Origin of the sequence: Dyella solisilvae, assembly GCF_003351225.1 — a bacterium.
In the GTDB taxonomy this organism is placed as follows: Bacteria; Pseudomonadota; Gammaproteobacteria; order Xanthomonadales; family Rhodanobacteraceae; genus Dyella; species Dyella solisilvae.
The window spans coordinates 57350-80086 of the sequence record NZ_QQSY01000003.1 but is presented as its reverse complement, the minus strand read 5'-3'; the positions used below and the strand labels follow the sequence as shown (position 1 = coordinate 80086).

Here is a 22737-nt window from a genome sequence, read left to right as displayed (position 1 = left end):
GGCTAGCGGCATGCGCCGCCAGCCTTTTCCGTTTCACCACCACCCAACACGGACCGAGCTCCACGCGCCATGAATCCACCACGACGCTTCCGTTGGCTTCGCTATTTGCTGGGAACCCTTCTCATCCTCATCGTCGGCGTGTTCGCCGCCGGTTGGTATCTGCTCGCTGGCAGCCGTGCACGGCTGGACGGCGAGGTCCACCTCGCCGGGCTCAAGGACGCGGTGGCGATCAGCCGCGATTCGCTCGGCACCGTCACGCTGCAAGGCAAGAGTCGCGATGACCTGAGCTATGCGTTGGGTTACGTCCACGGCCAGGAGCGTTACTTCGCCATGGACCTGATGCGCCGACTGCCCGCCGGCGAACTGTCCGAACTGGTCGGCGCGAAGGCGCTGGACACCGACCTCAACCATCGTCGCCACCGCCTGCGCGCCGTGGTCGAGGCCGCGTATGCGGCGCTGTCGCCAGAACAGAAGCGAACGCTGGACCTGTACACCGCGGGCGTCAACGCCGGCCTCGCCGACCTGCACGTGAAGCCCTGGGAATATCTGCTGCTCAACGCCAAGCCACAGGCCTGGCGTCCGGAGGACTGCTTCCTGGTGATCGCGGCGATGTACCTGGACCTCAATGGTGACGGACGCAACGAGCGTGAGCTGCACATCGCCGAACTGCGCTCGGCCGTGCCACCGTCGGTGGCGGACTTCCTGCTGTCGCCCGACCCGGACTGGGAAGCGCCGCTGCAGGGTGACCTGTCACGACCGCCGGTGATTCCGGCGGCGGACGTGTTTGACCTGCGCCAGCAGCAGCCTACGACCCAGACCGACAACAGCGCGCTCACCGCGGCGCTGATGCCGGCGCTCGACGCCGCGCGTCCCGGCAGCAACAACTTCGCCGTGGCGGGCAGCCTCACCGAAACCGGCGCGGCCATTCTCGCCAACGACATGCACCTGAGCCTGCGCGTGCCCAACATCTGGTTCCGCGTGCGGCTGCGTTATCCCGATGCCGGGGCGCCTGGCGGCCAGCGCGATGCCAACGGCGTCTCCCTGCCCGGCACGCCAGCGCTGGTGGTCGGCTCCAACGGCCAAGTGGCCTGGGGCTTCACCAACAGTTATGGCGACTGGCTCGACTGGGTGCGCGTGCAGCGCGATCCGAACGACGCCACCCGCTACAAGGTGCCCGAAGGCTGGGCCAGCATCGAGACGCATGACGAGGTGATCCGCATCAAGGACGCACCCAGTCAGACCCTGCGCGTGGAAGACACGCGCTGGGGCCCGATCATGGCCAAGGATGTCGACGGCACGCCGCTGGCGCTGGCCTGGATCGGCAATCGCGCGCACGGCTACAACCTCGGCGTGATGCAGCTTGAACACGCCGACAGCGCGCATGCGGCGCTCGACATGGCCTCGACCATGGGCATGCCGCCGCAAAACCTGCTCGCCGCGGACAGCGCCGGGCACATCGGCTGGACCATCACCGGCAACAGCTTCCCGTTGCGCAAGGGTTTCGATCCGCAGCTGCCGGCCGACTGGTCGACGCCGGATACCGGCTGGGTCGGCTGGGCCGAACCCGCGCAGCGACCGCGTATTGAAGATCCCGCCGACGGCCGGCTATGGACGGCCAATAACCGCAACGTGGATGGCGTCGCGCTGGAGCAGCTTGGCAATGGTGGCTACGACCTGGGCGCACGTGCGCAGCAGATCCGCGACGACCTGCGCGGACGCAGCAGTTTCTCCACCGGCAACCTGCTCGACATCCAGCTCGACAATCGCGCGGTGCTGCTGACCCGCTGGCAGCGCCTGTTGCAGGACACCCTGGCCGGCACCAGCGATCCAGGCCTGGAGCAGTTGCGCCAGCTCACCGCCCAATGGAGCGGTCGCGCCGCGCCGGAGAGCGTGGACTACCGCCTGGTGCGCGAATTCCGCGACAAGGTGAAAGAGGCCGTGCTGGCGCCGTTCGTGGCGCGCGCGGTGGCCAAGCACGGCGACTTCAGCTGGCCGGGCATGATCGATGCCGAGGCGGCCGTGTGGGCGCTGCTGCGTGATCGCCCGACGCACCTGCTCGATCCGAAGTACGACAACTGGAATGCCTTGCTCAATGCCGCCGCGCATCAGGTGGTCGACGAACTCGGCAAGCAGCCCGGCGGCCTCGCCGCGCGCAGCTGGGGCGAGTACAACCGCACCAACATCCGCAGCCCGCTGTCGCGCGCCTTGCCGCCGTTCGTCAGTCGCTGGCTGGACATGCCCGACGAGCCCGTCGCCGGTGACCACAACATGCCGCGAGTGGTGTCGCCGGGCTTCGGCGCCTCCGAACGACTGGACGCGATGCCCGGCCACGAGGCGCAAAGCATCCTGCACATGCCCGGCGGCCAGAGTGACAACCCGCTGTCGCCGTATCACGGCGCCGGCCAGGAAGACTGGGTCAACGGCCGCCCGACACCGCTGCTGCCTGGCCCGGAGCAGCACACGCTGACGCTGTTGCCCACGTCGGCCTGAGCGGAAAACCAGCTGCGCGTTCGCACACGAGTTGCGAACGCGCCGTTACATCGGTGAGATCACCTCAGCGTCGCCCTTACTTTGGCCGCACGCCATTGAGCTCGGCCACGGGTTCGCCACCGAAGGTCTTGATCGCCTCGCCGACGGCGAAGTCGGCGACGTTCAACGATGAGGCGCCTTCGTACTGCGCCCAATCGCGCTCCATCGCACGCAACAGTTCCAATCGCGGCGTGTTCGCCAGGGCGCTGTCGTCACGCGACGGGCGGGCGCCATAGGCCTGCGTGAGTTTGGTCTGCATAAGCAGGCAGACCGCCTCTTCCAAGTCGTAGTCGGAACCGCCGTGCGCCGTGACCAGACGGATGGCGCGTGCGGCGTTGGCGCCTTGCCGCCAGTTGCCGCCCTTGGCGTCAAGCATCATGCGGGTACCTTCGTAGCCGACCACGGAAGGCAGGCTGGCGCCGTCCAGTGTGGCGAACAACGTCGGCGGATTCTGGATGGAATGACCCAGTGGACCGAGCCCGATCACGGCTACGCGCAACGAGCCATAGGGAAACGGCATACGCGCCAGCTTTTCCAGCCGCTCCATGACGTCGCCCTGCGCTTGCTGCGCTCTCCATGCGTCGATCGTCGCCTGTTCCTTGGGCGATATTTGATTGCGCCAGAATGTCTCGAAAGCGGCGTAGTGCGATTGCCCTTGCTTGAGTGCACGCACCAGTGCGGCGCTGTTCTCGTAGCTATAAGCGACCCGGTACAGGTCGTTGTAGCTCTTCGCATTGGAGGCAAACACATAGCCCGGCAACAAGGCCCCCGACGTCAGCGGCGCCACGTCCTGCAGCGGCGCCGCCGATTTGAGCTGTGGGAAGGCCGTGATGTCACGGTGCAGCAGGTAGAACAGGAAGTCCGCATACGGCGACGCCACGAAATCCAGCGTCACCTTGCTGCCTGATGCATGGACCGCGGGCTGCGCCGCCTGGGCCAGCCCACCTATCGACAACGCCAACGAGAACAGCACGACACGAAACCCGTGGACCGATACGCCCTGCATATCACCCTCCTTTGGCTCAATGAAGGACGACCCGGCGAGCGGGCCGTCGGTTGCTTGTCTATGCGCCAGCCTGCCGCCGTGGCGGCAGCGATGCTCAGCGGGCTCCGCCACTCCCCGGATGCGATATGAAACGCGGCGGCGTCGCTTCGTCGGCGAACTGCCATGCGCTGAGGTAGGCCAGCTTCAGAATCTTCGCCATCTTGGGATAGTCGATCTTCTCGGCGGTATCGCTCGGATGGTGGTAATCCAGATGGAAACCGGTGAACCACCAGAACGCCGGCACGTTGTGCAGCACGAACGGGAACTGGTCGGAACGGAAGAACACGTTGAGCGCGTACTCGTGGTCGAAGCGATCGTCGAGCACCAGGCCCACCTGCTGGTTTTCCTTCGCCACGGTGTGCTGGTAATCCGGGCTGTAGGCGGCGCCGATCAGGTTGAGTCGGTTGCTGGTATCGGCGGGCACCTGGATCAGGCCCTCGGTCTGCGGGCTCGGTTGCTCATCGCGCCCGATCATGTCGAAGTTGATCATCGCGCGCGTGGTGTCGAGCGGGCGCAGCGGGTGCGCGGCGAGGTAGTAGGCGCCCAGCAGGCCACGCTCCTCGGCGGCGAACACGGCGAACAGGATCGAGCGCCTGGGCTTTGTCGGGTTGGCGGCGAAGGCGTGCGCCAGCGTGACCACGCCGACCGTGCCCGAGGCATTGTCGTCGGCGCCATGCCAGATCTTGCCGCCCGCCTCGCCATCGTGGTCATGGTGGGCGCTGATCAGGATGGTCTCGGGCGCCAGTTTCGGATCGCTGCCCTCGACCAGGCCCACCACGTTCCAGGTGGTGGCCTCACGGCGCGAGCTGTTGTGCAGGTGCAGGCTGATGGCGGTATCCGGCAGAGCCTGCGAGCGCGACTTGAGATCCTTGTCGATGGCAGCCTGCAATGCCGCAGGCGTCGAACCACTGGTGGCCAGCAGTTGGTTGGCCACGTCGGCCGAGAGAATCATGCTGGGGATATGCAGCGCGCTGTCGGCCAGCGCCTGTGACGGGATCGGATTGGCCGCATGCTCCGCGTGATGGCCGATGCGGGCGCGGACCTCCTGCGCCGAGGGGTGGTTGTGCGAGGGCTCCGGCGCCATCAGCACGGCGACGGCGCCGTGTTCCTGCGCATTGAGCACCTTGACGTAGCCGGTGGCATAGCGCGTGTTGCCAGTGCCGTTGAAGATCGAATGCGGGTCGGTTTCCTGCGGCTCGTGGTCGAACACCACCACCACCTTGCCCTTCACATCGAGACCGGCGTAGTCGTCATAACCCAGCTCCGGCGCGGTGATGCCGTAGCCAGCAAACACCACCGGGGCGGACACGTCCTGATCGGTGGGGAACGAGCCGGAAACATCCGGATCCTTCCACACCACCTCCTTGCCGCCGCGCTTGAGCGTCAGGCGCGTGGCTTGTGTATCCGGCCGGTACTCCACCAGCGGCACCGCCTGCAGGTAGCTCGGCTTCCCCTGCGCATCGGTCGCCGCGGGCTTCAGGCCTGCCTTGGCGAACTCCGAGGCGATCCACTGCACGGCGGCATCGTCGCCTGGCTGCAGCGAGAGCCTGCCTTGCAGCGCATCGGAGGCCAGGAAGCCAATGTCCGCATGTAGATCGGCTTCGCGTATCTGGGCGAGACCGGCTTGCTCGGCGGCAGGCACGGCGGCGATGGAGGCAGTGGAAAGCGATGCGGCAAGCGCGAAGGCGAGGAACTGGCGAGGCATGGAAACTCCCGTGGGGGACTTCTGGACGTCCAGAAGCCGGGTGTGCCGAGCGTGCCATGCCCGGCGGCCACCGGCAAACCGCACTTGCCCCGGCAAGGATTTCACTGCAAGGTGCGGCGCCAGGAACCCAGCCAGACGATCACCCGCAGTACCGGCGTTTGCGTGCACCCACACCGACCTGGAGACAAGGAATGGATCGCTCCCGCAGCAGCAGCCCGGCGCAGCTCGCGCTGGCGCTGAGCATGATCGCCCTGGGTTGCCTGGGCTTCATCCACGGCGATGTCGCCATGGTCTGGCAACACATCCCGTTCGAACACCTGCCCGGCCAGCGAGCCATCGCCTACGCCTGCGCCACGATCGAACTGGCCACCGGCCTGGGTTTGCTGCTGCCGTCCACAGCGGCCACCGCTTCCGCGGTGCTGTTCGTGTTCATGGCGCTTTGGGTGGTCGTGCTCAAGCTTCCCGCCGTGCTGGTGGCGCCGGGCATGGAAGCGACCTGGCTGGGCGCCGGCGAGATCGCCGTGATCCTGGCAGGCAGTTGGATACTGCTGGCCACTCACGCCAGGCGCCCCACCTTCCTGGTCGGAACGGGAGGCGTGCGTTGCGCCCGGATCCTGTTCGCGCTGTCGCTGCCGACGATCGGGCTCGCCCACTTCTTCTACGCCGAACAGACCGCGGCGCTGGTGCCGGCCTGGTTGCCCTGGCGGATGGGCTGGGCATATTTCACCGGCGCCGCCAGTCTCGCTGCCTGCCTGGGCGTGCTGCTCGGCATCCTGCCGCGACTGGCCGCGACGCTGGAGTCCGCCATGCTTGGCGTGATCACCGTACTGGTGTGGGCGCCCGCGATCATCACCAATCCAACCGACCGCACCGCCTGGACAGCGCTGGTGATCTCCGCCGCCATCGCCAGCGGCGCATGGCTGGTGGCCGAGTCGTATCGCGGCGAACCGTGGCTGGCGCGAGACCGTTACCCTTCGGCCCTGCCAGCACGCTAGGCGCCGGCGCGAATCAACCCAACAGTTTTTTGCACACGGCGAGATAGAGCGAGGGGAGCCTTTCGAGGTCGGCCACCGCCACGCACTCATCCACCTTGTGGATCGTGGCGTTGACCGGCCCCAGTTCCACCACCTCGACGCCGAGAGGCGCGATGAAGCGGCCATCGGACGTGCCGCCACCGGTGCTCTGATCCGGCTCGACGCCGCACAGCTCGCGACACACGGCAGTCACCGCCTCTCGCACCGCGCCGCCTGGCGGCGTAAGGAACGGCTCGCCGGACAGCGACCACTCGATCTGCCAGTCCAGGCCATGCCTGTCGAGGATGGCCTCGGTGCGCGCGCGAAGGTCTTCCGCCCGGCTGGCGGTGCTGTAGCGGAAGTTGATCAGGGCGGTCAGCGTGCCCGGGATGACATTGTTGGCGCCCGTCCCGGCGTTGAGGTTGGACACCTGGAACGAGGTGGGAGGGAAATCCTGGTTCCCCTCGTCCCAGCGTTCGGCGGCCAGTTCGGTCAGCGCCGGCGCGAAGGCATGGATCGGGTTCCTGGCCTTCTCCGGGTAGGCCACGTGTCCTTGCACGCCGCGCACGATGAGCGTGCCGGACAACGATCCGCGCCGCCCCACCCGAATGAGGTCGCCCAACCGTTCTTTCGATGATGGCTCACCTACCACACACCACTCGATGCGCTCGCCGACCTGCCGGAAGTGTTCGGCCACGCGACGCACGCCGTCGAGGTTGGTCGGCCCTTCCTCGTCGCTGGTCAGCAGCAGGCCCACGCGGCCGCCGTGCTGCGGATGCGCGGTGACGAACGCCTCCAGCGCCACCGCCATCGCGGCGACGGAGCCCTTCATATCCGCTGCGCCGCGGCCGTATAGATGGCCATCGCGCACGACCGGCTCGAACGGATCGCTGCGCCAGCTCTCCACCGGCCCGGTCGGCACCACGTCCGTGTGCCCGAGGAACACCAGGGTAGGCTCACCCTGCCCGTGGGTGGCCCACAAATTGTCCACGTCGCCAAAGCGCAGGTGCTCCACCTGGAAGCCCACTGCCTCCAGCCTTTGCGCCAGCAGGGCCTGGCAACCCTGGTCGTCCGGCGTGACCGAACGCCGGCGGATCAGCTCGCGGGTGAGATCAAGGACGGCGGACATCAGGTTCCTCACGCAGTGATATCGGAGAACAACGACAGGGTCTCAGCCCAGCAAGGTGGTTCCGAGCACGTGGCCAACGCCATAGGTAATGGCGGCGGCGGCCACCGTGATGGCCAGCTGGCGCGCAATGGAGAAGGCCATGCTGCGCCCGGTGAACAGCGCGGTGCCCATGCCGATCAGCACGAGCCCGAGCATGGTCGAGCCGATGCTGGCGAAGATGGCGTCCGCCCCCTTCAGGAACAGGAAGGGCGCCACCGGGAACAGCGCGCCCAATGCAAACAGACAGAACGACGAAATGGCGGCGCCCCAGGCCGAGCCGCCCAGTTCTTCCGGATCGATGCCGAGATCTTCGCGCACCAGCGTGTCCAGCGCCGTGCGCGGGCGCTCGGCGATCTGATCGGCCAGCGCCCTGGCGGCATCGGGCTGCATGCCCTTGTCGCGGTAGATGCCGGCGAGGCTGCTCGCGCCGTCCTCCGGCGCCACGGCCAAACGCTCAGCGCGAGCCGCGATCTGCGCCTGGTAAAACTCGCGTGAACTGTTCACGGACAGCCACTCACCCAGCGCCATCGAGCAGGCGCCGGCGACCAGCCCGGCGAAACCGGCAAGCAGAATGGCGTGGTCGCCCGTGACGGCGCCGGCCATTCCCATCACCAGGCTGGCGTTGGAAACCAGCCCGTCGTTCGCGCCGAGCACGGCCGCGCGCAGCGTGTTGCCACTCTGCGTGCGGTGTCGGCCACTGCGCGTGGTCGGCGCGTGCGGCTCCAGGAAATGATCGCGGTGGCCGGTGCGATCGACAGGCGTCGGCAGATGGTCGGCATGTTCCAGCCGCACCACGGTGGGCATCACGAACTCGGTGCCGAATTGGCGCGCAAACCAGGTCAGCACGCGTACGCGCACGCCAGTGCGCGCCGGCGGGACTTCGGCGCCGGCGTGCCGGAGCCGCTCTTCCCAAAACTGCGCATTCGCCCGCTCGCCATCGGCAATGCGCCGGTAGGCATGGCTCAGGCGTCGGTCACCGGCGAGTTCCGCCAGATTGTCGTAGAGCACGGCGTTATCGCGCTCTATGCGCAGATTGGTCCGGTAGTGGCGTGCCGAGCGTGGCCTGCTCATGTCACTTTCCGAACAATTTCTTGAAGCCGTTGTCGGTGAAGCCCACGCTGACCGAGCCGTCCTCCTTGAGCACCACGGGGCGACGCACCAGCGCGGGGTACTCCTTCAGCAGCAGCGTCCATTCCGGGTCGCTGCCCGGGTTCTTGCGCTGAGGCAGCAGGTTGCGCCAGGTGGTGGAAGACTTGTTGACGAGCTTCTCCCAGCCACCGAGCTTCTGCGCCCACTCCTTCAGCGTCGTTGCCGGCACCGGGTTGGCGCGGTAGTCGACGAATGCATGCGGCACATCGAACCGACCGAGCCAGTTGCGCGCCTTGCGGCAGGTATCGCAGGTACCCAGCCCGTACAGGGTGACGCTCATTCAGCGCTCCGCAGCAATTCATTGATGCCAGTCTTGCTGCGCGTCTTCTCGTCCACCTGCTTGACGATGATGGCGGCATATAGGCTGTGCGTGCCGTCCTTCGACGGCAGGCTGCCGGCCACCACCACGCTGCCCGCGGGCACGCGGCCATAGCTGACCTCGCCGGTAGCGCGGTTGTAGATGCGCGTGGACTGGCCGAGGAAGACGCCCATGCCGATCACGCTGCCCTTCTCCACCACCACGCCTTCCACCACCTCGGAGCGCGCGCCGATGAAGCAGTTGTCCTCGATGATGGTGGGATTGGCCTGCAGCGGCTCCAGCACGCCGCCAATGCCCACGCCACCGGAGAGGTGCACGTTGGCGCCGATCTGCGCACACGAGCCGACCGTGGCCCAGGTGTCGACCATCGTGCCCGCGCCGACGTAGGCGCCGATGTTCACGTAGCTGGGCATCAGCACCGCATCCTTGGCCACGTGGGCGCCACGGCGCACCAGCGCGCCCGGCACCACGCGCGCGCCCAGGCCCTGCAGCTCCGCATCGTTGCCGTGCGCGAAGCGAAGCGGCACCTTGTCGAAGGCCAGCGCCGAGCCGCCATCGACGACACGGTTGCCGTTGATGCGGAAGTACAGCAACACCGCCTTCTTGATCCACTGGTTCACCACCCAGCCGCCAGCGCCGTCCGGCTCGGCGACCCGGCGCTCGCCGCTCTCCAGCAGCCCGATCACCTGCTCGATGGCGGGACGCAGATGGGTCTCGATCTCACTCTGGGTGAGGTCGTTGCGGCGCGCGAACGCGTCTTCGATCAGGGTTTCGATGTTCTGCATGGCATTCACTGGGATAGGGACCATAAAGGGGGCTGCGGCCAGCCGGCCGCGAGCAAGGACAGCTGATTCTGACAAGATTCGCGCGCCCCCGCGAGTCGGGCCGGCGCGAACGTTCGGACGGCTCGCCTTCCACGCCGGGGCTTACAACCCCACGTTGATGCCGAACATCGGCCCCTTGTAGAGGTCGTGGCTGCCAGCGCCGTCAAACTCAGTGCGCATGTGGCGATAGCCGCCGAACACCGAGACACTGGCGCCCAGCCGCACGCGCAGCTGCGCGCCGTAGTCGTAGCCATGGCTCATGTCGCCATGGGTAAGCGCATCGGGCGTATAGAACCCATAGCCGCCCAGCGACAACCAGCGGATCCCCGTGGGCACGTCCACCGAACCGCCCAGGCCCACGCCGCCACCTGAGGCGTAGATCGCATCCTGGTACTGGTAACGCGCGCCGATTTCCCAGTGGATGTCGCGCGAGGCCGGCACGACCATCAGCGCCGCGGTATAGATGTCCGCGTCGCCGCGGCGGTCATCGGTCTTGAGGTAACCCAGGTCGGCGCGCAGCCCGCTGGACAGCGGCACGCCGAAATCGATGCCGACCGATCCGTCACCGCCAGCCGCCACGACCGAGGTGGCAGACGCCGGCGCGCAGAAGACCGCGCCCGCCAGCAGGGCGAGCGAAAATTTGTAGTTATTCATTCTGTCTGTGATTCCTTTGAAACAATGCAAGCCCGCAGGCACGCGGCGATCCACGCCGACGCGGGGCCGGCATTAGACCCGCTGCGGACGGCCGTGCCAAGTTGTCGCGATCACGCTCAGGCGCGTTTGGCGGTGCTCAGCTGGTCGAGCAATGCACGCAGCAGGCGATCCTGTTGCACATGCCCGAGCGGCGCGTCGTGACGGTCGGTGATCAGGAAGAAGTCTTCCACGCGCTCGCCGAAGGTGGCGATGCGCGCGTCGTGGACGCGCACGCCAGATTCGAACATCACCTGCGCAACGGCCGCCAGCAGGCCGGGCCGGTCGCTGCACACCAGCGCCAGGCGCGTGCGGCCGCCCGTCGTGCTGAAGGCGATCTTGGGCGTTGCCTGGAAGTGTTTGAGGTGGCGCGACATGCTGCGGCGCGACGGCTGATGCACGTGGCCGGGCTGTGACAGTGCGCGGTGCAGGCGCTGCTTCAGTTCCTCCGCGCGCTCGGTGGACGCGGGCTGCTGCGAGTCCGATTCCAGCAAGAGGAAGGTGTCCAGCGCCATGCCCGTGGACGAGCTGAGAATGCGCGCCTCCATCACCGAGAGATGCAGGCGATCGAGCATGATCGCCACGGCGGCAAACAGGCCGTCGCGATCGGGCGTGTAGACGAACAACTCTGTGGCGCCACGCACGGAGTGCGGATGCACGGCGACAAGCGGCGTCGCGCCCTTGGCGTCCAGGATGGCGGCTGTCTGCCAGGCAATCTGCTCCGGATGGTGGCGCAGGAAACTCTGCTCGGGAAACGCGCGCCAGACACGTGCACACGCGTCCGCCATGTAACCCTGCGCTTCCAGCACGGCCAGCGCCTGCTCCTTGCAATGCTGCACTCGCACGCCCGCGTCCGGAGGCAGCTCTTCCTCGCTGCGCAAGGCATAGCGCGTGGACGTGTGGAGGTCGGCAAGCAACCGGTCTTTCCAGCCATTCCACAGTTTGGGGCTGGTGCCGATGATGTCGGCAATGGTCAGCAGGTAGAGCAGATCCAAACGTTCGGTGTTATCCACGGCTTCCGCAAAACGCTGGACCACGTCCGGATCGGTAATGTCCTGCCGCTGGGCCGTGGTGCTCATCAGCAAATGCCAGCGCACCAGCCACGCCACCAGTTGGGTGTCTTCCTCTGGCATGCCCAGGCGCCGACCAAACGCAATCGCTTCCTCTTCGCCGAGCACGGAGTGATCGCCGCCGCGCCCTTTGGCGATGTCGTGGAACAATGCCGCGAGCAGCAGCAACTCCGGCTTGGGCAACGTGGGCCAGATTTCGCAGGCGATGGGAAACGTCGATGCGGCAGCAGGATCGGCAAAGCGCGCCACGTTGCGCAGCACGCGCATCGTGTGTTCGTCCACCGTGTAGACGTGGAACAGGTCGTACTGCATACGCCCGAACACCTTGCCGAAGGCCGGCAGGATCGCGGCGAGCAGGCCATGGCGATTCATGCGCCAAAGCGCATCCACCGCCGGCGCGCCAAGCTTCAGCAGGCGCAGGAATGCGGCCAGCACTTCCGGGTCATCGGCCAGCGCCTGATCGAACACCGCCGACGCCTGGTGCATGCGACGCATGGTTTCCGCACTGAAACCCGTGATGCCCGGCTCGCCCAGTCGCGCGATGAAAGCCTCCACCAGCGCGGCGGGTCGGCGCATGAACAGGTCCGGATCGCGGACGGCCAGACGCTTGCCATGGCGCACGAAATCCTCGCCCACCGGCTGCGGCGCCGTGGGTGGCTCCAGCATCTCCTCGAAACGCTCGGCGATCTGCACGCCCAGCCGCTCCACCTGGCTGGCGGCCCGGTAATAGCCCTGCATGAACTGTTCGACGCCCAGGTTCTTTTCGTGCTCGTCCCGGAACCCCAACCGCTCGGCCAACGCGCGCTGATAGTCAAACAGCAGGCGCTCCTCCGCCCGCCCCGCCTCCAGGTGCAAGGCGAATCGATAGCGGCGAAGCGTTGCCTCGGCCTGCTCCAGCGTGGCCTTTTCCGCCGGATCGAGCAGCCCTTCGGCCACCATGTCGTCGAAATCGTCGGCATGCGCCAGGCGCTTCCCCAGCCAGCGCAGCGCATCGAGCGTGCGCAGGCCGCCCGGACCATCCTTGAGATTGGGTTCAAGGTTGTAGGCGGTGTCGTTGTAGCGCGCGTGGCGTGCATCACGCTCGGCCAGGCGCACAGCGAGGTAGGCAGCCGGCGGCCACAGCGTGGGGTCGCTGGTGATCGAGCGCAGGCCTTTTTCCATGGATGGATCACCGACCAGGCGGCGCGCATCAAGCAGGCTGGTGAACACGCTGGCATCCTGTTCGGCCAGCGCGCGGCATTGGACGAGATCGCGCACCGCATGCCCGACCTTCAAGCCAATGTCCCACAGCGTGGCGAAGCATTGCTCCAGTGCACGCAGCCGCGCCGGCTCGGACGGACCAACCAGCGCGAGCAAGTCCACGTCCGAATGGGGAAACAGCAGCCCGCGCCCAAAGCCCCCGACCGCAAACAGCGCCGCGTCGCTCACGTCGCCCAGGCAGGCCGTCCACACATGCACCACGATGCGCTGCACCGACTCGCTGCGCCGATGCGCCAGCGCCGTCGCATCGGCGCCATCGCGGAACGCGGTGGTCAGCGCACGATCAACGTCGCCCAACAGCTGGCGCAACGCCCGGCGCGCATCGGTCGACACACCCGATCGCGGCACCGCCATCGGCAGACGGGGCAAGGGAGGCAGCACGATCGGGGCGACGGGCATGGTCAGCAGGCGCGTGTGGCAGTGCAGCAAGTCTGCCATGCATGAGGCCCAGAAGCAGTCATGTGTTGATGAAATGTGCCGGCGATACTTGTGGGTCACCGCAAGTTCGACCCCTCACCCCAACCCTCTCCCCGGAGGGGAGAGGGAGCAGAGCGGGTTCCGCTTGAAATCCTCACCTCATCGCGACGTGACCGCTCTAAGTCCTCTCCGCTTCGGCGCGTTGCTGTGTAGCTACTATCCCTGAGGTACCACGTCACCGATCCGGCTAGCCGCAGTCGGCCATTCTTGGATCTCACATGTCGCTACGAGCCTCTCAGGCCGTTTTCTTTGGGTTACTTTTCTTTTGGGCCAGCAAAAGAAAAGTGACTCGAGCGTCGGCAGACGATCGAAACGCCCGCCGCGCAGGCGGCACGCTGGCGGAAGCGCCAAATACAAAGCCAAGAGCCAAAGTCCTTGGATCCCAGCTTTCGCTGGGATGACGGAGAGGTGGGACCGAGGCAAAACCCGATCAAGCGCAGAGTGCACCGCCACAAGGGAACCACTTCACCCGAAACGTCAAAGCGCCCCCAAAAAGAAGGGCCGCCGAAGCGACCCCTCCCTCAACCTCACGCCGCATCCGGCCAAGGCGTCAAAATCTCGAACCCATCATCCGTCACCGCAATGGTGTGCTCCCACTGCGCCGACAGAGAGTGATCCTTGGTCACTACCGTCCAGCCGTCCGGCAGCTGCTTGGTCTGTGGCTTGCCGGCGTTGATCATCGGCTCGACCGTGAAGGTCATGCCCTTCTTCAGCTCCAGCCCCGTGCCTGAACGACCGTAATGCAGCACCTGCGGCTCGTCGTGGTAGACCTTGCCGATGCCGTGGCCGCAGTACTCGCGCACCACCGAGAAGCCGGCCGCTTCCGCGTGCTTCTGGATCGCCGCGCCGATGTCACCCAGCGTCGCGCCGGGGCGCACTGCCTGGATGCCGTGCATCATCGCCTCGAAGGTGGTGTCCACCAGGCGCTTGGCCAGCACCGACGGGGCGCCGACGAAGTACATGCGGCTGGTGTCGCCGTGCCAGCCGTCCTTGATGACGGTGACGTCCAAATTGATGATGTCGCCGTCCTTCAGGACCTTGGCCGGGCTGGGGATGCCATGGCAGATCACATGGTTGACCGAGGTGCACAGGGTCTTGGGAAAGCCGTTGTAGCCCACGTTGGCGGGAATGGCCTTCTGCACCTTGGTGATGTGCTCGTAGGCGAGCCGGTCCAGTTCCTCGGTGGTGACACCGGGCTTGACGTGCTCTTTGAGCATGGCCAGCACTTCGGCGGCCAGCTTGCCGGCCTCGCGCATGGACTGGATGTCTTGGGGGGTTTTCAGGGTGACTGCCATAACGTTGCTCATATGGCGGCAATTGCCCAGAAATCCAGCAACTTGCCGCGCCGCCGGCGTACCGGCTACAATTTCCAAGTTTTGCTGACCCCATGTGTCCGTTTTCATCGGCACATGCGGTCATCGCAAAGCGAGGGAGATTGTAACCGCGTTGCGGTACAACCCCTACAAGTCCTTGATTGGACACTTAAACGCCACACACGCATCGGCACCGCCTTCGGGGTGCCTTGGCCAGCCCTCCACATCATATGGGCTGCCGGGGTCGAAGCCGGGGATGCGTGGAGGTCCCAACCCCCGGGTCCAACCCATCCATATGGGCGGCCCAACAATCGGAGTTTTACCCATGGCTCAAGTCACCATGCGCCAGATGCTCGAAGCTGGCGTGCATTTCGGTCACCAGACCCGTTACTGGAACCCGAAGATGGCCCCGTACATCTTTGGCGCCCGCGGCAAGATCCACATCATCAACCTCGAGAAGACCCTGCCGCTCTTCACCGACGCGATGAACTTCCTGTCGGCCGTGGCCCAGAAGCGTGGCACCGTGCTGTTCGTCGGCACCAAGCGTTCGGCCCGTGAGCCGTTGGCCGAAGAGGCCGCACGCGCCGGCATGCCGTTCGTTACCGCTCGCTGGCTCGGCGGCATGCTGACCAACTTCCGCACCGTCAAGCAGTCCGTGGCCCGCCTCAAGGAGCTGGAAGCCGCCGAGACCGACGGTTCGTTCGACCGCCTGGTCAAGCACGAAGTGCTGGCCCGTCGCCGCGAGCGCGAGAAGCTCGAGAACTCGCTGGGCGGCATCAAGGACATGAATCGCCTGCCGGACGCCCTCTTCATCATCGACATCGGTCATGAAGACATCGCCGTGCAGGAAGCCAAGAAGCTCGGCATCCCGGTCATCGCCGTGGTCGACACCAACTACAACCCGGAACTGGTCGACTACGCCATCCCGGGCAACGACGACGCCATCCGCGCCATCCAGCTGTACGCCCGCGCCGCCGCTGACTCGATCCTCGAAGGCAAGGCCGCTGCGCCGGCCGCCGCCCAGGGCGACGCCAACGAGTTCGTCGAGCTCGACGAAGAAGGCAACCCGGTTGCCAAGGAAGAGCGCAAGGCTGCCCCGCGCCGTGACGACCGCAACAACCGCGGCCCGGCCAAGAAGGGCTCCGGCGCGCCGCGTCGTGACGGTGGCCGTGGTGGCCGCGGCGGTCGCAACGACGAGTCGTCGGACGGCGAGTAAGCCTTCCCTGCCCCGGCCCGCAAGGGTCGGGGCGCATCAAAGCTTTTGAGGAACCCAGATGACCGCCATTACTGCAAAACTGGTTAGCGAACTGCGCGAGCGCTCCGGCGCCGGCATGATGGATTGCAAGAAGGCGCTGGTCGAAAACAACGGCGACATCGAAGCCGCTGTGGAACACCTGCGCAAGACCGGCCTGGCCAAGGCAGACAAGAAGGCTGACCGCGTGGCCGCCGAAGGCCGCATCGCGACCGCCCAGGCCAACGGCAAGGCCGTGCTGGTCGAAGTGAACAGCGAGACCGACTTCGTCGCCAAGGCGCCGAACTTCATCCAGTTCACCAACGAAGTGGCCGAGGCCGTGCTGGCTTCCGGCGCCGCCGACATCGACGCCGCCAAGGCCGCCGCTTTCCCGGGCGCCGACAACGTCGAGTCCGCCGCCAAGGCCCAGACCGCCACCATCGGCGAGAAGATCGAAGTGCGCCGCGTTGCCCGCATCGCGAATGATGGCCCGCTGGCCACCTACTCGCACGGTGGCAAGATCGGCGTGATCGTGGCGCTCAAGGGCGGCTCGGAAGAGCTGGCCAAGGGCATCGCCATGCACGTGGCCGCCATGAACCCGCCGCACATCAAGCCGGAAGATGTCCCGGCCGAGTTCGTCGCGAAGGAAAAGGAAATCGCGCTGAGCCAGATGACCGAGAAGGACAAGGCCAAGCCGGCCGAGATCCTCGAGAAGATCATCTCCGGCAAGATCAACAAGATCGTGTCGGAAGTGACCCTTGTCGGTCAGCCGTACGTGCTCGACACCAACACCACCGTGGGCGACGTCCTGAAGAAGGAAGGCGCTGACGTTGTGGCCGTGGTTCGCCTGGCCGTGGGCGAAGGCATCGAGAAGGTGCAGGAAGACTACCTGGCCGAAGTCGCCAAGGCGATGCAGGGCTAAGACCCTACCTCAGCTGTATCGGGAAAAGCCGCGGACAACCGCGGCTTTTTCTTTTTATGAAAGCCCCTTCCTCCCTCCGCCCATCCCGGCGCGGACGGTGGCCTGCACCCCCAACGCCGGCACAAGCCCGCGGCAGGCCTGGACTTTCTCCCTCCCCCGCGGCACGAAACCCTTACCGGTTCGAGTCGCTGTCGTTACAATGCGCGCGTTTTGCCCACACAATCCGGAGACCCCATGAGCGCACCGCTTACATACCGTCGCATCCTGCTCAAACTCTCCGGCGAAGCCCTGATGGGCGAGGCCGACTACGGCATCGATCCGAACGTGATCGGCCGCCTGGCCGACGAAATCATCGAAGTTCAAAAGGCCGGCATCGAGATCGGCGTGGTCATCGGCGGCGGCAACATCTTCCGCGGCGCCGGCCTGGCCGCGGCCGGCATGGACCGCGTGACCGGCGACCACATGGGCATGCTGGCCACCGTGATGAACGCCCTGGCCATGCAGGACGCCATCGAGCGCCGCGGCGGCTTCGCCCGCGTGATGAGCGCGATCCCGATTCACGACGTCGCCGAGGACTTCATCCGCCGCCGCGCGGTTCGCCATATCGAAAAGGGCCGCATCGCGCTGTTCGCGGCCGGCACCGGCAACCCGTTCTTCACCACCGACTCGGCTGCGGCGCTGCGCGCCGTGGAAGTGGGCGCGGACCTGCTGCTGAAGGCCACCAAGGTCGATGGCGTGTATACCGCCGACCCGCACCGCCATGCCGATGCCGTCCGTTACGATCATCTCACCTACGATCAGGTGATCGAGCGCAAGCTGGCCGTGATGGACACCGCCGCGATCGCACTGTGCCGCGACCACGGCATGCCGCTGCGCATCTATGACATGACCGTCGCCGGCAACCTCATGCGCATCATGCGCGGCGAAGAAATCGGCACCCTGGTGTCCGACAACTGATCCAGGTTGCTCCCTCTCTCCCCCGGACGATGCGAAGTCGCCACCCGCGGGAGAGAGGATTCGCGCGACAGGCCATTCTTGCGGCGCCACAACATGGCAGGCCCCGCGCACCAACGCCCCGTAGCCCCCTGCTATACTCGTCCGCTTGCACGGATTGAGGGGTGTTTCCCATGCTTAATGACATCAAGAACGATGCCCAGACCCGCATGGGCAAGAGCATCGACTCGCTCAAGCACAGTCTGACGCGCCTGCGCACCGGCCGCGCCAGCACCGCTCTCGTCGACGGCATCAAGGTGCCGTACTACGGCTCGGACATGCCGCTGAACCAGGTGGCGACGGTTGCGCTGGGCGACTCGCGCTCGATCATCATCACGCCATTCGAGAAGACCCTGGTGGCTCCAATCGAAAAGGCCATCATGGCCTCGGACATCGGCATCACGCCGAACACCGCCGGCACCACCATCCGCCTCAACATGCCGCCGCTCACCGAAGAGCGTCGCCGCGAGCTGGCCAAGCACGTGGCGCATGAAGGCGAGGAAGCCAAGATCGCCGTCCGCAACGTGCGTCGCGACGCCATGCAGCAGGTCAAGGATCTGCTCAAGGAAAAGCTGATCACCGAAGACGACGAGCGCAAGGCCGAAGACGAGATCCAGAAGCTTACCGACCGCTTCGTCAAGGACGTGGACGCCGTCGTGAAGAATAAGGAAGAGGAGCTGATGGCGCTCTGAGCGCCATCGCTTCGAGAGCCTGAGGCACATGACCAGCGCCGACTCCGCGCGGATACCGCGCCACATTGCCATCGTGATGGATGGCAACGGCCGCTGGGCAAAACTCCGCCACCGGCCGCGCACGTTCGGCCACAACGCCGGACGCAAGGCCGTGCGCACCGTGGTCGAGGGTTGCCTGCGCGAGGGCGTCAAGGTACTCACCCTGTTCGCGTTCTCCAGCGAGAACTGGCAGCGCCCGCAGGACGAAGTTGGCGCGCTGATGGAGCTGTTTGTCCGGGCGCTCGACAAGGAAGTGGACGAGCTGCACGGCAATGGCGTGCGCATCCGTTTCGTGGGCGACCTCGGCACGTTCGAAAATGGCCTGCGCCAGCGCATGACCGCAGCGATGTCGCGCACCGCAGGCAATGATGCGCTGCACCTGAACATCGCGGTGAGCTACGGTGGTCGCTGGGATATCGTGCAGGCGGCGCGCAAGGCTGCCGAGGCCGTGGCCCGCGGCGAGATACGTGCCGAGGAAATCGACGAGCAGCTGCTAGGCCACTGGATGTGCCTGGCCGACCTGCCTCCGCTCGACCTGTTCATCCGCACCGGCGGCGAATGTCGGGTCAGCAATTTCCTTCTGTGGCAGCTGGCCTACGCGGAGCTGCACTTTACCGATACGCTGTGGCCCGACTTCAATCAGGACAGCCTCAAGAGCGCCATTGAGGATTACGCCCGCCGCGAACGCCGTTTCGGCAAGACCGGTGAGCAGGTGGCCCGAAAGGCCTGACCGTCGCCCACCCGGGCAAACCAAGGACCCGCATGCTGCTTCAGCGCACCCTCACCGCTCTGCTCCTCGCTCCGTTGGTGATCGGGTTGATCCTGCTCGCGCCGACCTGGCTGTTCGCGCCGATCGTCGCCTTCGCCTTCCTGGCCGCCATGTGGGAATGGACCCGCCTGTCCGGCCTCAAGGCGTATCCGCCGCGCGGGGCGCTGCTGGCCTTCACTGCTGCGCTGTTGGTGGTGTGCTGGGTGTCGCGTGACACGCCCTGGTGGCCGATGCTGATCGGGATCGGCGTGGCCTGGTGGATCGTGGTCGGCCAGTGGCTGCGCCACTTCGCCTTCGCCGCCGCGCCCACGCGCGAAAACAGCCTGATCAAGCTGGGCGCGGGCCTGCTGGTGATCGTGCCGGCCTGGGTTGCAGTGGTGTCCATCCATGGCGCCGGGGACCGCGGCCACTGGTGGACCCTGATCGCCCTGTTCATCGTGTGGGCCGCCGACATCGGCGCCTATTTCGCCGGCAGCGCCTTCGGCCGTCGCAAGCTCGCCCCCACCATCAGCCCGGGCAAGACCTGGGCGGGCGTCTACGGCGCGTTCGCGGCCGGCGCGCTCGTGGCCGGCGTCGGCGGTGTGCTGCTGGGCGTGGGCGGCGCCAAAATGGCAGGGCTGCTGCTGCTGTCCGCGCTGACCGTTGCCGCCTCGATCGTCGGCGACCTGCTCGAGAGCCTGATGAAGCGCCATGCCGCCGTAAAGGACTCGGGTAACCTGTTTCCCGGTCACGGCGGCTTGCTCGATCGCCTCGACAGCGTGTTTGCCGCCCTGCCGGTGTTCGCTGCTGGAAAATTGCTGCTGGGCCTATGAACAGCCACGTTCTTCGCCAGGTTGCCGTGCTCGGAGCCACCGGCTCGATCGGTGGCAGCACGCTGGACGTGATCGCGCGCCACCCCGATCGCTTCCGCGCCAGCGTGCTCACCGCGCACAGCAACGCGGCCGCGCTGGCCGATCTGTGCGTGCGTTTCCGACCCGATCTGGCGGTGATCGCCGATCCGGCGCTCGAGGCTGAGCTGGCCCGCCGGCTGGCCGCCGCGGGCGTGCGCTGCGAGGTGGCCAGCGGCCATGAGGCCATCACCGCCGCCGTCACGGGCACGCTGTGCGACACCGTGGTCGCCGCCATCGTCGGCGCGGCCGGCCTCGATTCCACCCTGGCCGCGGCCCGCACCGGCAAGCGCCTGCTGCTGGCCAACAAGGAATCCATCGTGATGGCCGGCGCCCTGCTGCTGGAGGCGCTGGCGGCCGGCGGCGGTGAGCTGATCCCGGTCGATTCGGAGCACAACGCCATCTTCCAGTGCCTGCCGGGCGGTCGCCCGGAGCTGGCTCGCAGCGGCGTGCGACGGCTGATCCTGACCGCCTCCGGCGGCCCGTTCCGCGGCCGTACCCGCGCCGAGCTGGCCGGCGTCACCCCGGAACAGGCCTGCAAGCATCCGAATTGGGTGATGGGGCGCAAGATCTCGGTGGATTCAGCCACCCTGATGAACAAGGGCCTGGAGGTCATCGAGGCGCACCACCTGTTCGGCGCCCCGCCCGACCGCATCGACGTGCTGGTCCATCCGCAGAGCCTGGTGCACTCGCTGGTCGAATACGTCGACGGCTCCGTGCTGGCCCAGTTGGGCAACCCGGACATGCGCACCGCCATCGCCTACGCCCTGGCCTGGCCTGAGCGTATCGAGGCCGGTGTGCTGCCGCTGGACCTGGCGGCCACCCCGCCGCTGGCCTTCCAGCAGCCGGACCTCGACACCTTCCGCTGTCTCGCCCTGGCCTTCCAGGCCCTGCGCGCGGGCGGCGACGCCACGGCGATCCTCAACGCCGCCAACGAAGTCGCCGTGGAGGCCTTCCTGGCGGGCAGCCTGCCGTTCCTGGGCATCGCAAACCTCGTCGAGAGCGTTCTTACGGAACTGCCGCCGCAAGCTGTGGTCGATGTCCAGACCCTGAATGAACGCGATCGGATGGCCCGCGACGCCGCCCGCCGCATCCTTCGCAACGCGTGCTGACAAGCCTGATAAGCTCTTGCAGATGAATTCTCTTTTCGGCTCGGTGTTCTGGTTACTGGTCACGCTCGGCGTGCTGGTGACCTTTCACGAATTTGGCCACTACTGGGTGGCTCGAAAGTGCGGCGTGAAAGTGCTGCGCTTTTCGGTTGGCTTCGGCAGGGCGATCTGGAAGCGCATCGGCAAGGACGGCACCGAATACCAGGTCGCCATGATCCCGCTGGGCGGCTACGTGAAGATGCTCGACGCCCGCGAGGGCGACGTCGACCCGGCCCTCGCGGGGCAGGAGTTCACCGGCAAGCCGGTGTGGCAGCGCATCGCCATCGTGGCGGCCGGCCCGGGCTTCAACCTGATCTTCACCGTGTTCGCGTTCTGGCTGATGTTCCTGCTGGGCAAGCCGGACGTGGCCCCGCTGGTCACCGCCGCGCCGCAGAGCATGGCCGCCGAGGCGGGCATCCGCCAGGGCGACCGCATCCTGAGCGTGGGCGGCCGCACCGTGGCCACCTGGAGCGACTCCATGGACGCGGTGGCCAACGCCCTGCTCGGCCGGGACCCGCTGCCGCTGCACGTGCGCGGCGCCGATGGCAAGGAGCGTGACCTGACCTTGCCGCTCAACCAGCTGCCCGCCGGCGAAGACATTGGCCAGTATCTCGACAAGCTCGGCCTGAAGCTGGCGCCCATGCCGGCCGTGGTCGGCACGGTCATGGCCGGCGAGGCTGCCGCCCTGGGCGGCATGCAGGGAGGAGACCGCGTCGTCAGCCTGAACGGCAAGCCGGTCGACACGTTCGAGGAATTCCAGAAACTCCTCCCGGCCGAAGCGGCCAAGTCCCCCACCCTGACCATCGAGGTCAAGCGCGGCGCCCGGACGATCCCGCTGTCGGTCACCGCGCGGATGGAATCGCTGGAAGGCCAGCCCGCCAATTGGGTGATCGGTGTACGCCCGACGGAGCGTGAGCCGGCGGTACTGCGCTACGGCCCGTTCAAGGCGATCGGCGCCTCGCTGCAGATGACCTGGGACAGCGCCGCCTCCACCTTCAACATGATCGCCAAGATGCTGACCGGACAGGCTTCGACCAAGAACCTGTCCGGCGTGATCGGCATCGCCCAGGTGGCCAATGCCTCGGCCAGCATGGGCGCCGGCTGGTTCTTCAGCTTCCTCGCCATGGTCTCCCTGAGCCTGGCGATTCTCAACCTCATGCCCATCCCTGTCTTGGACGGGGGTTGGCTGCTGTATTACCTTATTGAGTTGGTCAAAGGCAGCCCCGTCAGCGAACGCGTGATGATGGCCGGACAGTATGTCGGCCTAGTTCTGCTATTCACGTTGATGGGATTGGCTTTCTACAACGACATCCATCGCTTCTTGCCCTCGTGACGCGCGCCGCCTTTGCCGAAGGTCGCACGGTGTCCGGGGATCATGGCGTACCTATGGCGAGCGCGGTCACGCGCGCGCCGGAGGGACGTGGCGACGGTTTACCCGACGCATCTGGGGAAGATGCAAGCACCCTTTCAAGGCTGGGCTCGTCCTGGCTTCAC

The 22737-nt window shown here is 66.5% G+C and carries 19 protein-coding genes; 10 read left to right on the top strand and 9 right to left on the bottom strand.

Translation table 11 applies throughout. From position 1 onward, the window contains the following. The first annotated feature begins 69 nt into the window (after nt 1-69). Entirely contained in the window at nt 70-2490 is a 2421-nt protein-coding gene (locus DVT68_RS12505; protein ID WP_114825433.1) for a penicillin acylase family protein, read from the top strand. 76 nt (nt 2491-2566) lie between these two features. Here DVT68_RS12505 and DVT68_RS12500 read toward each other — a convergent pair whose 3' ends face one another. Both DVT68_RS12500 and DVT68_RS12495 read right to left on the bottom strand, forming a co-directional pair. Further along, nucleotides 2567-3535 carry a hypothetical protein gene (locus DVT68_RS12500; RefSeq protein ID WP_114825432.1) on the bottom strand — a complete coding sequence of 323 codons (969 nt, stop codon included), beginning with the start codon at nt 3533-3535 and terminating at the stop codon, nt 2567-2569. A gap of 94 nt (nt 3536-3629) precedes the next feature. Continuing rightward, the gene (locus DVT68_RS12495; RefSeq protein ID WP_114825431.1) at nt 3630-5279 is read right to left on the bottom strand and encodes a M28 family peptidase; all 1650 of its coding nucleotides are present in this window, start codon (nt 5277-5279) and stop codon (nt 3630-3632) included. 191 nt (nt 5280-5470) lie between these two features. On the opposite strand from DVT68_RS12495, the gene DVT68_RS12490 reads away from it, so the two are divergent. Continuing rightward, on the top strand, nt 5471-6274 hold the full coding sequence (locus tag DVT68_RS12490) for a DoxX family protein (RefSeq protein ID WP_114825430.1): 804 nt from the start codon (nt 5471-5473) through the stop codon (nt 6272-6274). Nucleotides 6275-6287: 13 nt separating this feature from the next. Here the strand turns inward: DVT68_RS12490 and dapE are convergent, their stop codons facing one another. The 7 genes from dapE to map form a co-directional block, all read right to left on the bottom strand. After that, complete coding sequence (gene dapE / locus DVT68_RS12485; protein ID WP_114825429.1) at nt 6288-7421, bottom strand: succinyl-diaminopimelate desuccinylase; 1134 nt, start codon at nt 7419-7421, stop codon at nt 6288-6290. Between the two features lie 42 nt (nt 7422-7463). Further along, nucleotides 7464-8531, bottom strand: coding sequence for a VIT1/CCC1 transporter family protein (locus tag DVT68_RS12480; RefSeq protein WP_114825428.1), 1068 nt, complete (start codon nt 8529-8531; stop codon nt 7464-7466). A gap of 1 nt (nt 8532) precedes the next feature. After that, complete coding sequence (locus tag DVT68_RS12475; RefSeq protein ID WP_114825427.1) at nt 8533-8889, bottom strand: Spx/MgsR family RNA polymerase-binding regulatory protein; 357 nt, start codon at nt 8887-8889, stop codon at nt 8533-8535. After that, the gene (dapD, locus tag DVT68_RS12470; RefSeq protein ID WP_114825426.1) at nt 8886-9713 is read right to left on the bottom strand and encodes a 2,3,4,5-tetrahydropyridine-2,6-dicarboxylate N-succinyltransferase; all 828 of its coding nucleotides are present in this window, start codon (nt 9711-9713) and stop codon (nt 8886-8888) included. The genes DVT68_RS12475 and dapD overlap by 4 nt, the downstream gene beginning before the upstream one ends. 141 nt (nt 9714-9854) lie before the next feature. Further along, a complete protein-coding gene (locus DVT68_RS12465; RefSeq protein ID WP_114825425.1) occupies nt 9855-10406 on the bottom strand; it encodes a YfaZ family outer membrane protein in 552 nt (183 codons plus the stop codon). Nucleotides 10407-10522: 116 nt separating this feature from the next. Further along, nucleotides 10523-13171, bottom strand: coding sequence for a [protein-PII] uridylyltransferase (gene glnD, locus DVT68_RS12460; RefSeq protein WP_114825831.1), 2649 nt, complete (start codon nt 13169-13171; stop codon nt 10523-10525). 605 nt (nt 13172-13776) lie between these two features. Next, a complete protein-coding gene (gene map / locus DVT68_RS12455) occupies nt 13777-14544 on the bottom strand; it encodes a type I methionyl aminopeptidase (RefSeq protein WP_114825424.1) in 768 nt (255 codons plus the stop codon). A gap of 343 nt (nt 14545-14887) precedes the next feature. On the opposite strand from map, the gene rpsB reads away from it, so the two are divergent. The 8 genes from rpsB (at nt 14888) to rseP (ending at nt 22576) form a co-directional block, all read left to right on the top strand. Next, nucleotides 14888-15778 carry a 30S ribosomal protein S2 gene (rpsB, locus tag DVT68_RS12450; RefSeq protein WP_114825423.1) on the top strand — a complete coding sequence of 297 codons (891 nt, stop codon included), beginning with the start codon at nt 14888-14890 and terminating at the stop codon, nt 15776-15778. 58 nt (nt 15779-15836) lie between these two features. Further along, entirely contained in the window at nt 15837-16715 is an 879-nt protein-coding gene (tsf, locus tag DVT68_RS12445) for a translation elongation factor Ts (RefSeq protein ID WP_114825422.1), read from the top strand. A gap of 234 nt (nt 16716-16949) precedes the next feature. After that, nucleotides 16950-17672: a UMP kinase gene (gene pyrH, locus DVT68_RS12440; protein ID WP_114825421.1), complete on the top strand. Its 723-nt coding sequence runs from the start codon at nt 16950-16952 to the stop codon at nt 17670-17672. 170 nt (nt 17673-17842) lie between these two features. Beyond that, nucleotides 17843-18400 carry a ribosome recycling factor gene (gene frr / locus DVT68_RS12435; protein ID WP_114825420.1) on the top strand — a complete coding sequence of 186 codons (558 nt, stop codon included), beginning with the start codon at nt 17843-17845 and terminating at the stop codon, nt 18398-18400. A 28-nt stretch (nt 18401-18428) separates the two neighbouring features. After that, complete coding sequence (gene uppS, locus DVT68_RS12430; RefSeq protein ID WP_114825419.1) at nt 18429-19169, top strand: polyprenyl diphosphate synthase; 741 nt, start codon at nt 18429-18431, stop codon at nt 19167-19169. A 32-nt stretch (nt 19170-19201) separates the two neighbouring features. Continuing rightward, on the top strand, nt 19202-20020 hold the full coding sequence (locus tag DVT68_RS12425; protein ID WP_114825418.1) for a phosphatidate cytidylyltransferase: 819 nt from the start codon (nt 19202-19204) through the stop codon (nt 20018-20020). Beyond that, the gene (locus DVT68_RS12420; RefSeq protein ID WP_114825417.1) at nt 20017-21207 is read left to right on the top strand and encodes a 1-deoxy-D-xylulose-5-phosphate reductoisomerase; all 1191 of its coding nucleotides are present in this window, start codon (nt 20017-20019) and stop codon (nt 21205-21207) included. The genes DVT68_RS12425 and DVT68_RS12420 overlap by 4 nt, the downstream gene beginning before the upstream one ends. Nucleotides 21208-21229: 22 nt before the next feature. Further along, nucleotides 21230-22576, top strand: a complete 1347-nt coding sequence (gene rseP, locus DVT68_RS12415) for an RIP metalloprotease RseP (protein ID WP_114825830.1) — start codon at nt 21230-21232, stop codon at nt 22574-22576. The last annotated feature ends 161 nt before the right edge of the window (nt 22577-22737 follow it).

Coding starts and splice junctions, on each gene's coding strand:
- DVT68_RS12505 (WP_114825433.1), top strand. CDS start 70: ATGAATCCACCACGACGCTTCCGTTGGCTTCGCTATTTGCTGGGAACC.
- DVT68_RS12500 (WP_114825432.1), bottom strand. CDS start 3,535: ATGCAGGGCGTATCGGTCCACGGGTTTCGTGTCGTGCTGTTCTCGTTG.
- DVT68_RS12495 (WP_114825431.1), bottom strand. CDS start 5,279: ATGCCTCGCCAGTTCCTCGCCTTCGCGCTTGCCGCATCGCTTTCCACT.
- DVT68_RS12490 (WP_114825430.1), top strand. CDS start 5,471: ATGGATCGCTCCCGCAGCAGCAGCCCGGCGCAGCTCGCGCTGGCGCTG.
- dapE (WP_114825429.1), bottom strand. CDS start 7,421: ATGTCCGCCGTCCTTGATCTCACCCGCGAGCTGATCCGCCGGCGTTCG.
- DVT68_RS12480 (WP_114825428.1), bottom strand. CDS start 8,531: ATGAGCAGGCCACGCTCGGCACGCCACTACCGGACCAATCTGCGCATA.
- DVT68_RS12475 (WP_114825427.1), bottom strand. CDS start 8,889: ATGAGCGTCACCCTGTACGGGCTGGGTACCTGCGATACCTGCCGCAAG.
- dapD (WP_114825426.1), bottom strand. CDS start 9,713: ATGCAGAACATCGAAACCCTGATCGAAGACGCGTTCGCGCGCCGCAAC.
- DVT68_RS12465 (WP_114825425.1), bottom strand. CDS start 10,406: ATGAATAACTACAAATTTTCGCTCGCCCTGCTGGCGGGCGCGGTCTTC.
- glnD (WP_114825831.1), bottom strand. CDS start 13,171: ATGCCCGTCGCCCCGATCGTGCTGCCTCCCTTGCCCCGTCTGCCGATG.
- map (WP_114825424.1), bottom strand. CDS start 14,544: ATGGCAGTCACCCTGAAAACCCCCCAAGACATCCAGTCCATGCGCGAG.
- rpsB (WP_114825423.1), top strand. CDS start 14,888: ATGGCTCAAGTCACCATGCGCCAGATGCTCGAAGCTGGCGTGCATTTC.
- tsf (WP_114825422.1), top strand. CDS start 15,837: ATGACCGCCATTACTGCAAAACTGGTTAGCGAACTGCGCGAGCGCTCC.
- pyrH (WP_114825421.1), top strand. CDS start 16,950: ATGAGCGCACCGCTTACATACCGTCGCATCCTGCTCAAACTCTCCGGC.
- frr (WP_114825420.1), top strand. CDS start 17,843: ATGCTTAATGACATCAAGAACGATGCCCAGACCCGCATGGGCAAGAGC.
- uppS (WP_114825419.1), top strand. CDS start 18,429: ATGACCAGCGCCGACTCCGCGCGGATACCGCGCCACATTGCCATCGTG.
- DVT68_RS12425 (WP_114825418.1), top strand. CDS start 19,202: ATGCTGCTTCAGCGCACCCTCACCGCTCTGCTCCTCGCTCCGTTGGTG.
- DVT68_RS12420 (WP_114825417.1), top strand. CDS start 20,017: ATGAACAGCCACGTTCTTCGCCAGGTTGCCGTGCTCGGAGCCACCGGC.
- rseP (WP_114825830.1), top strand. CDS start 21,230: ATGAATTCTCTTTTCGGCTCGGTGTTCTGGTTACTGGTCACGCTCGGC.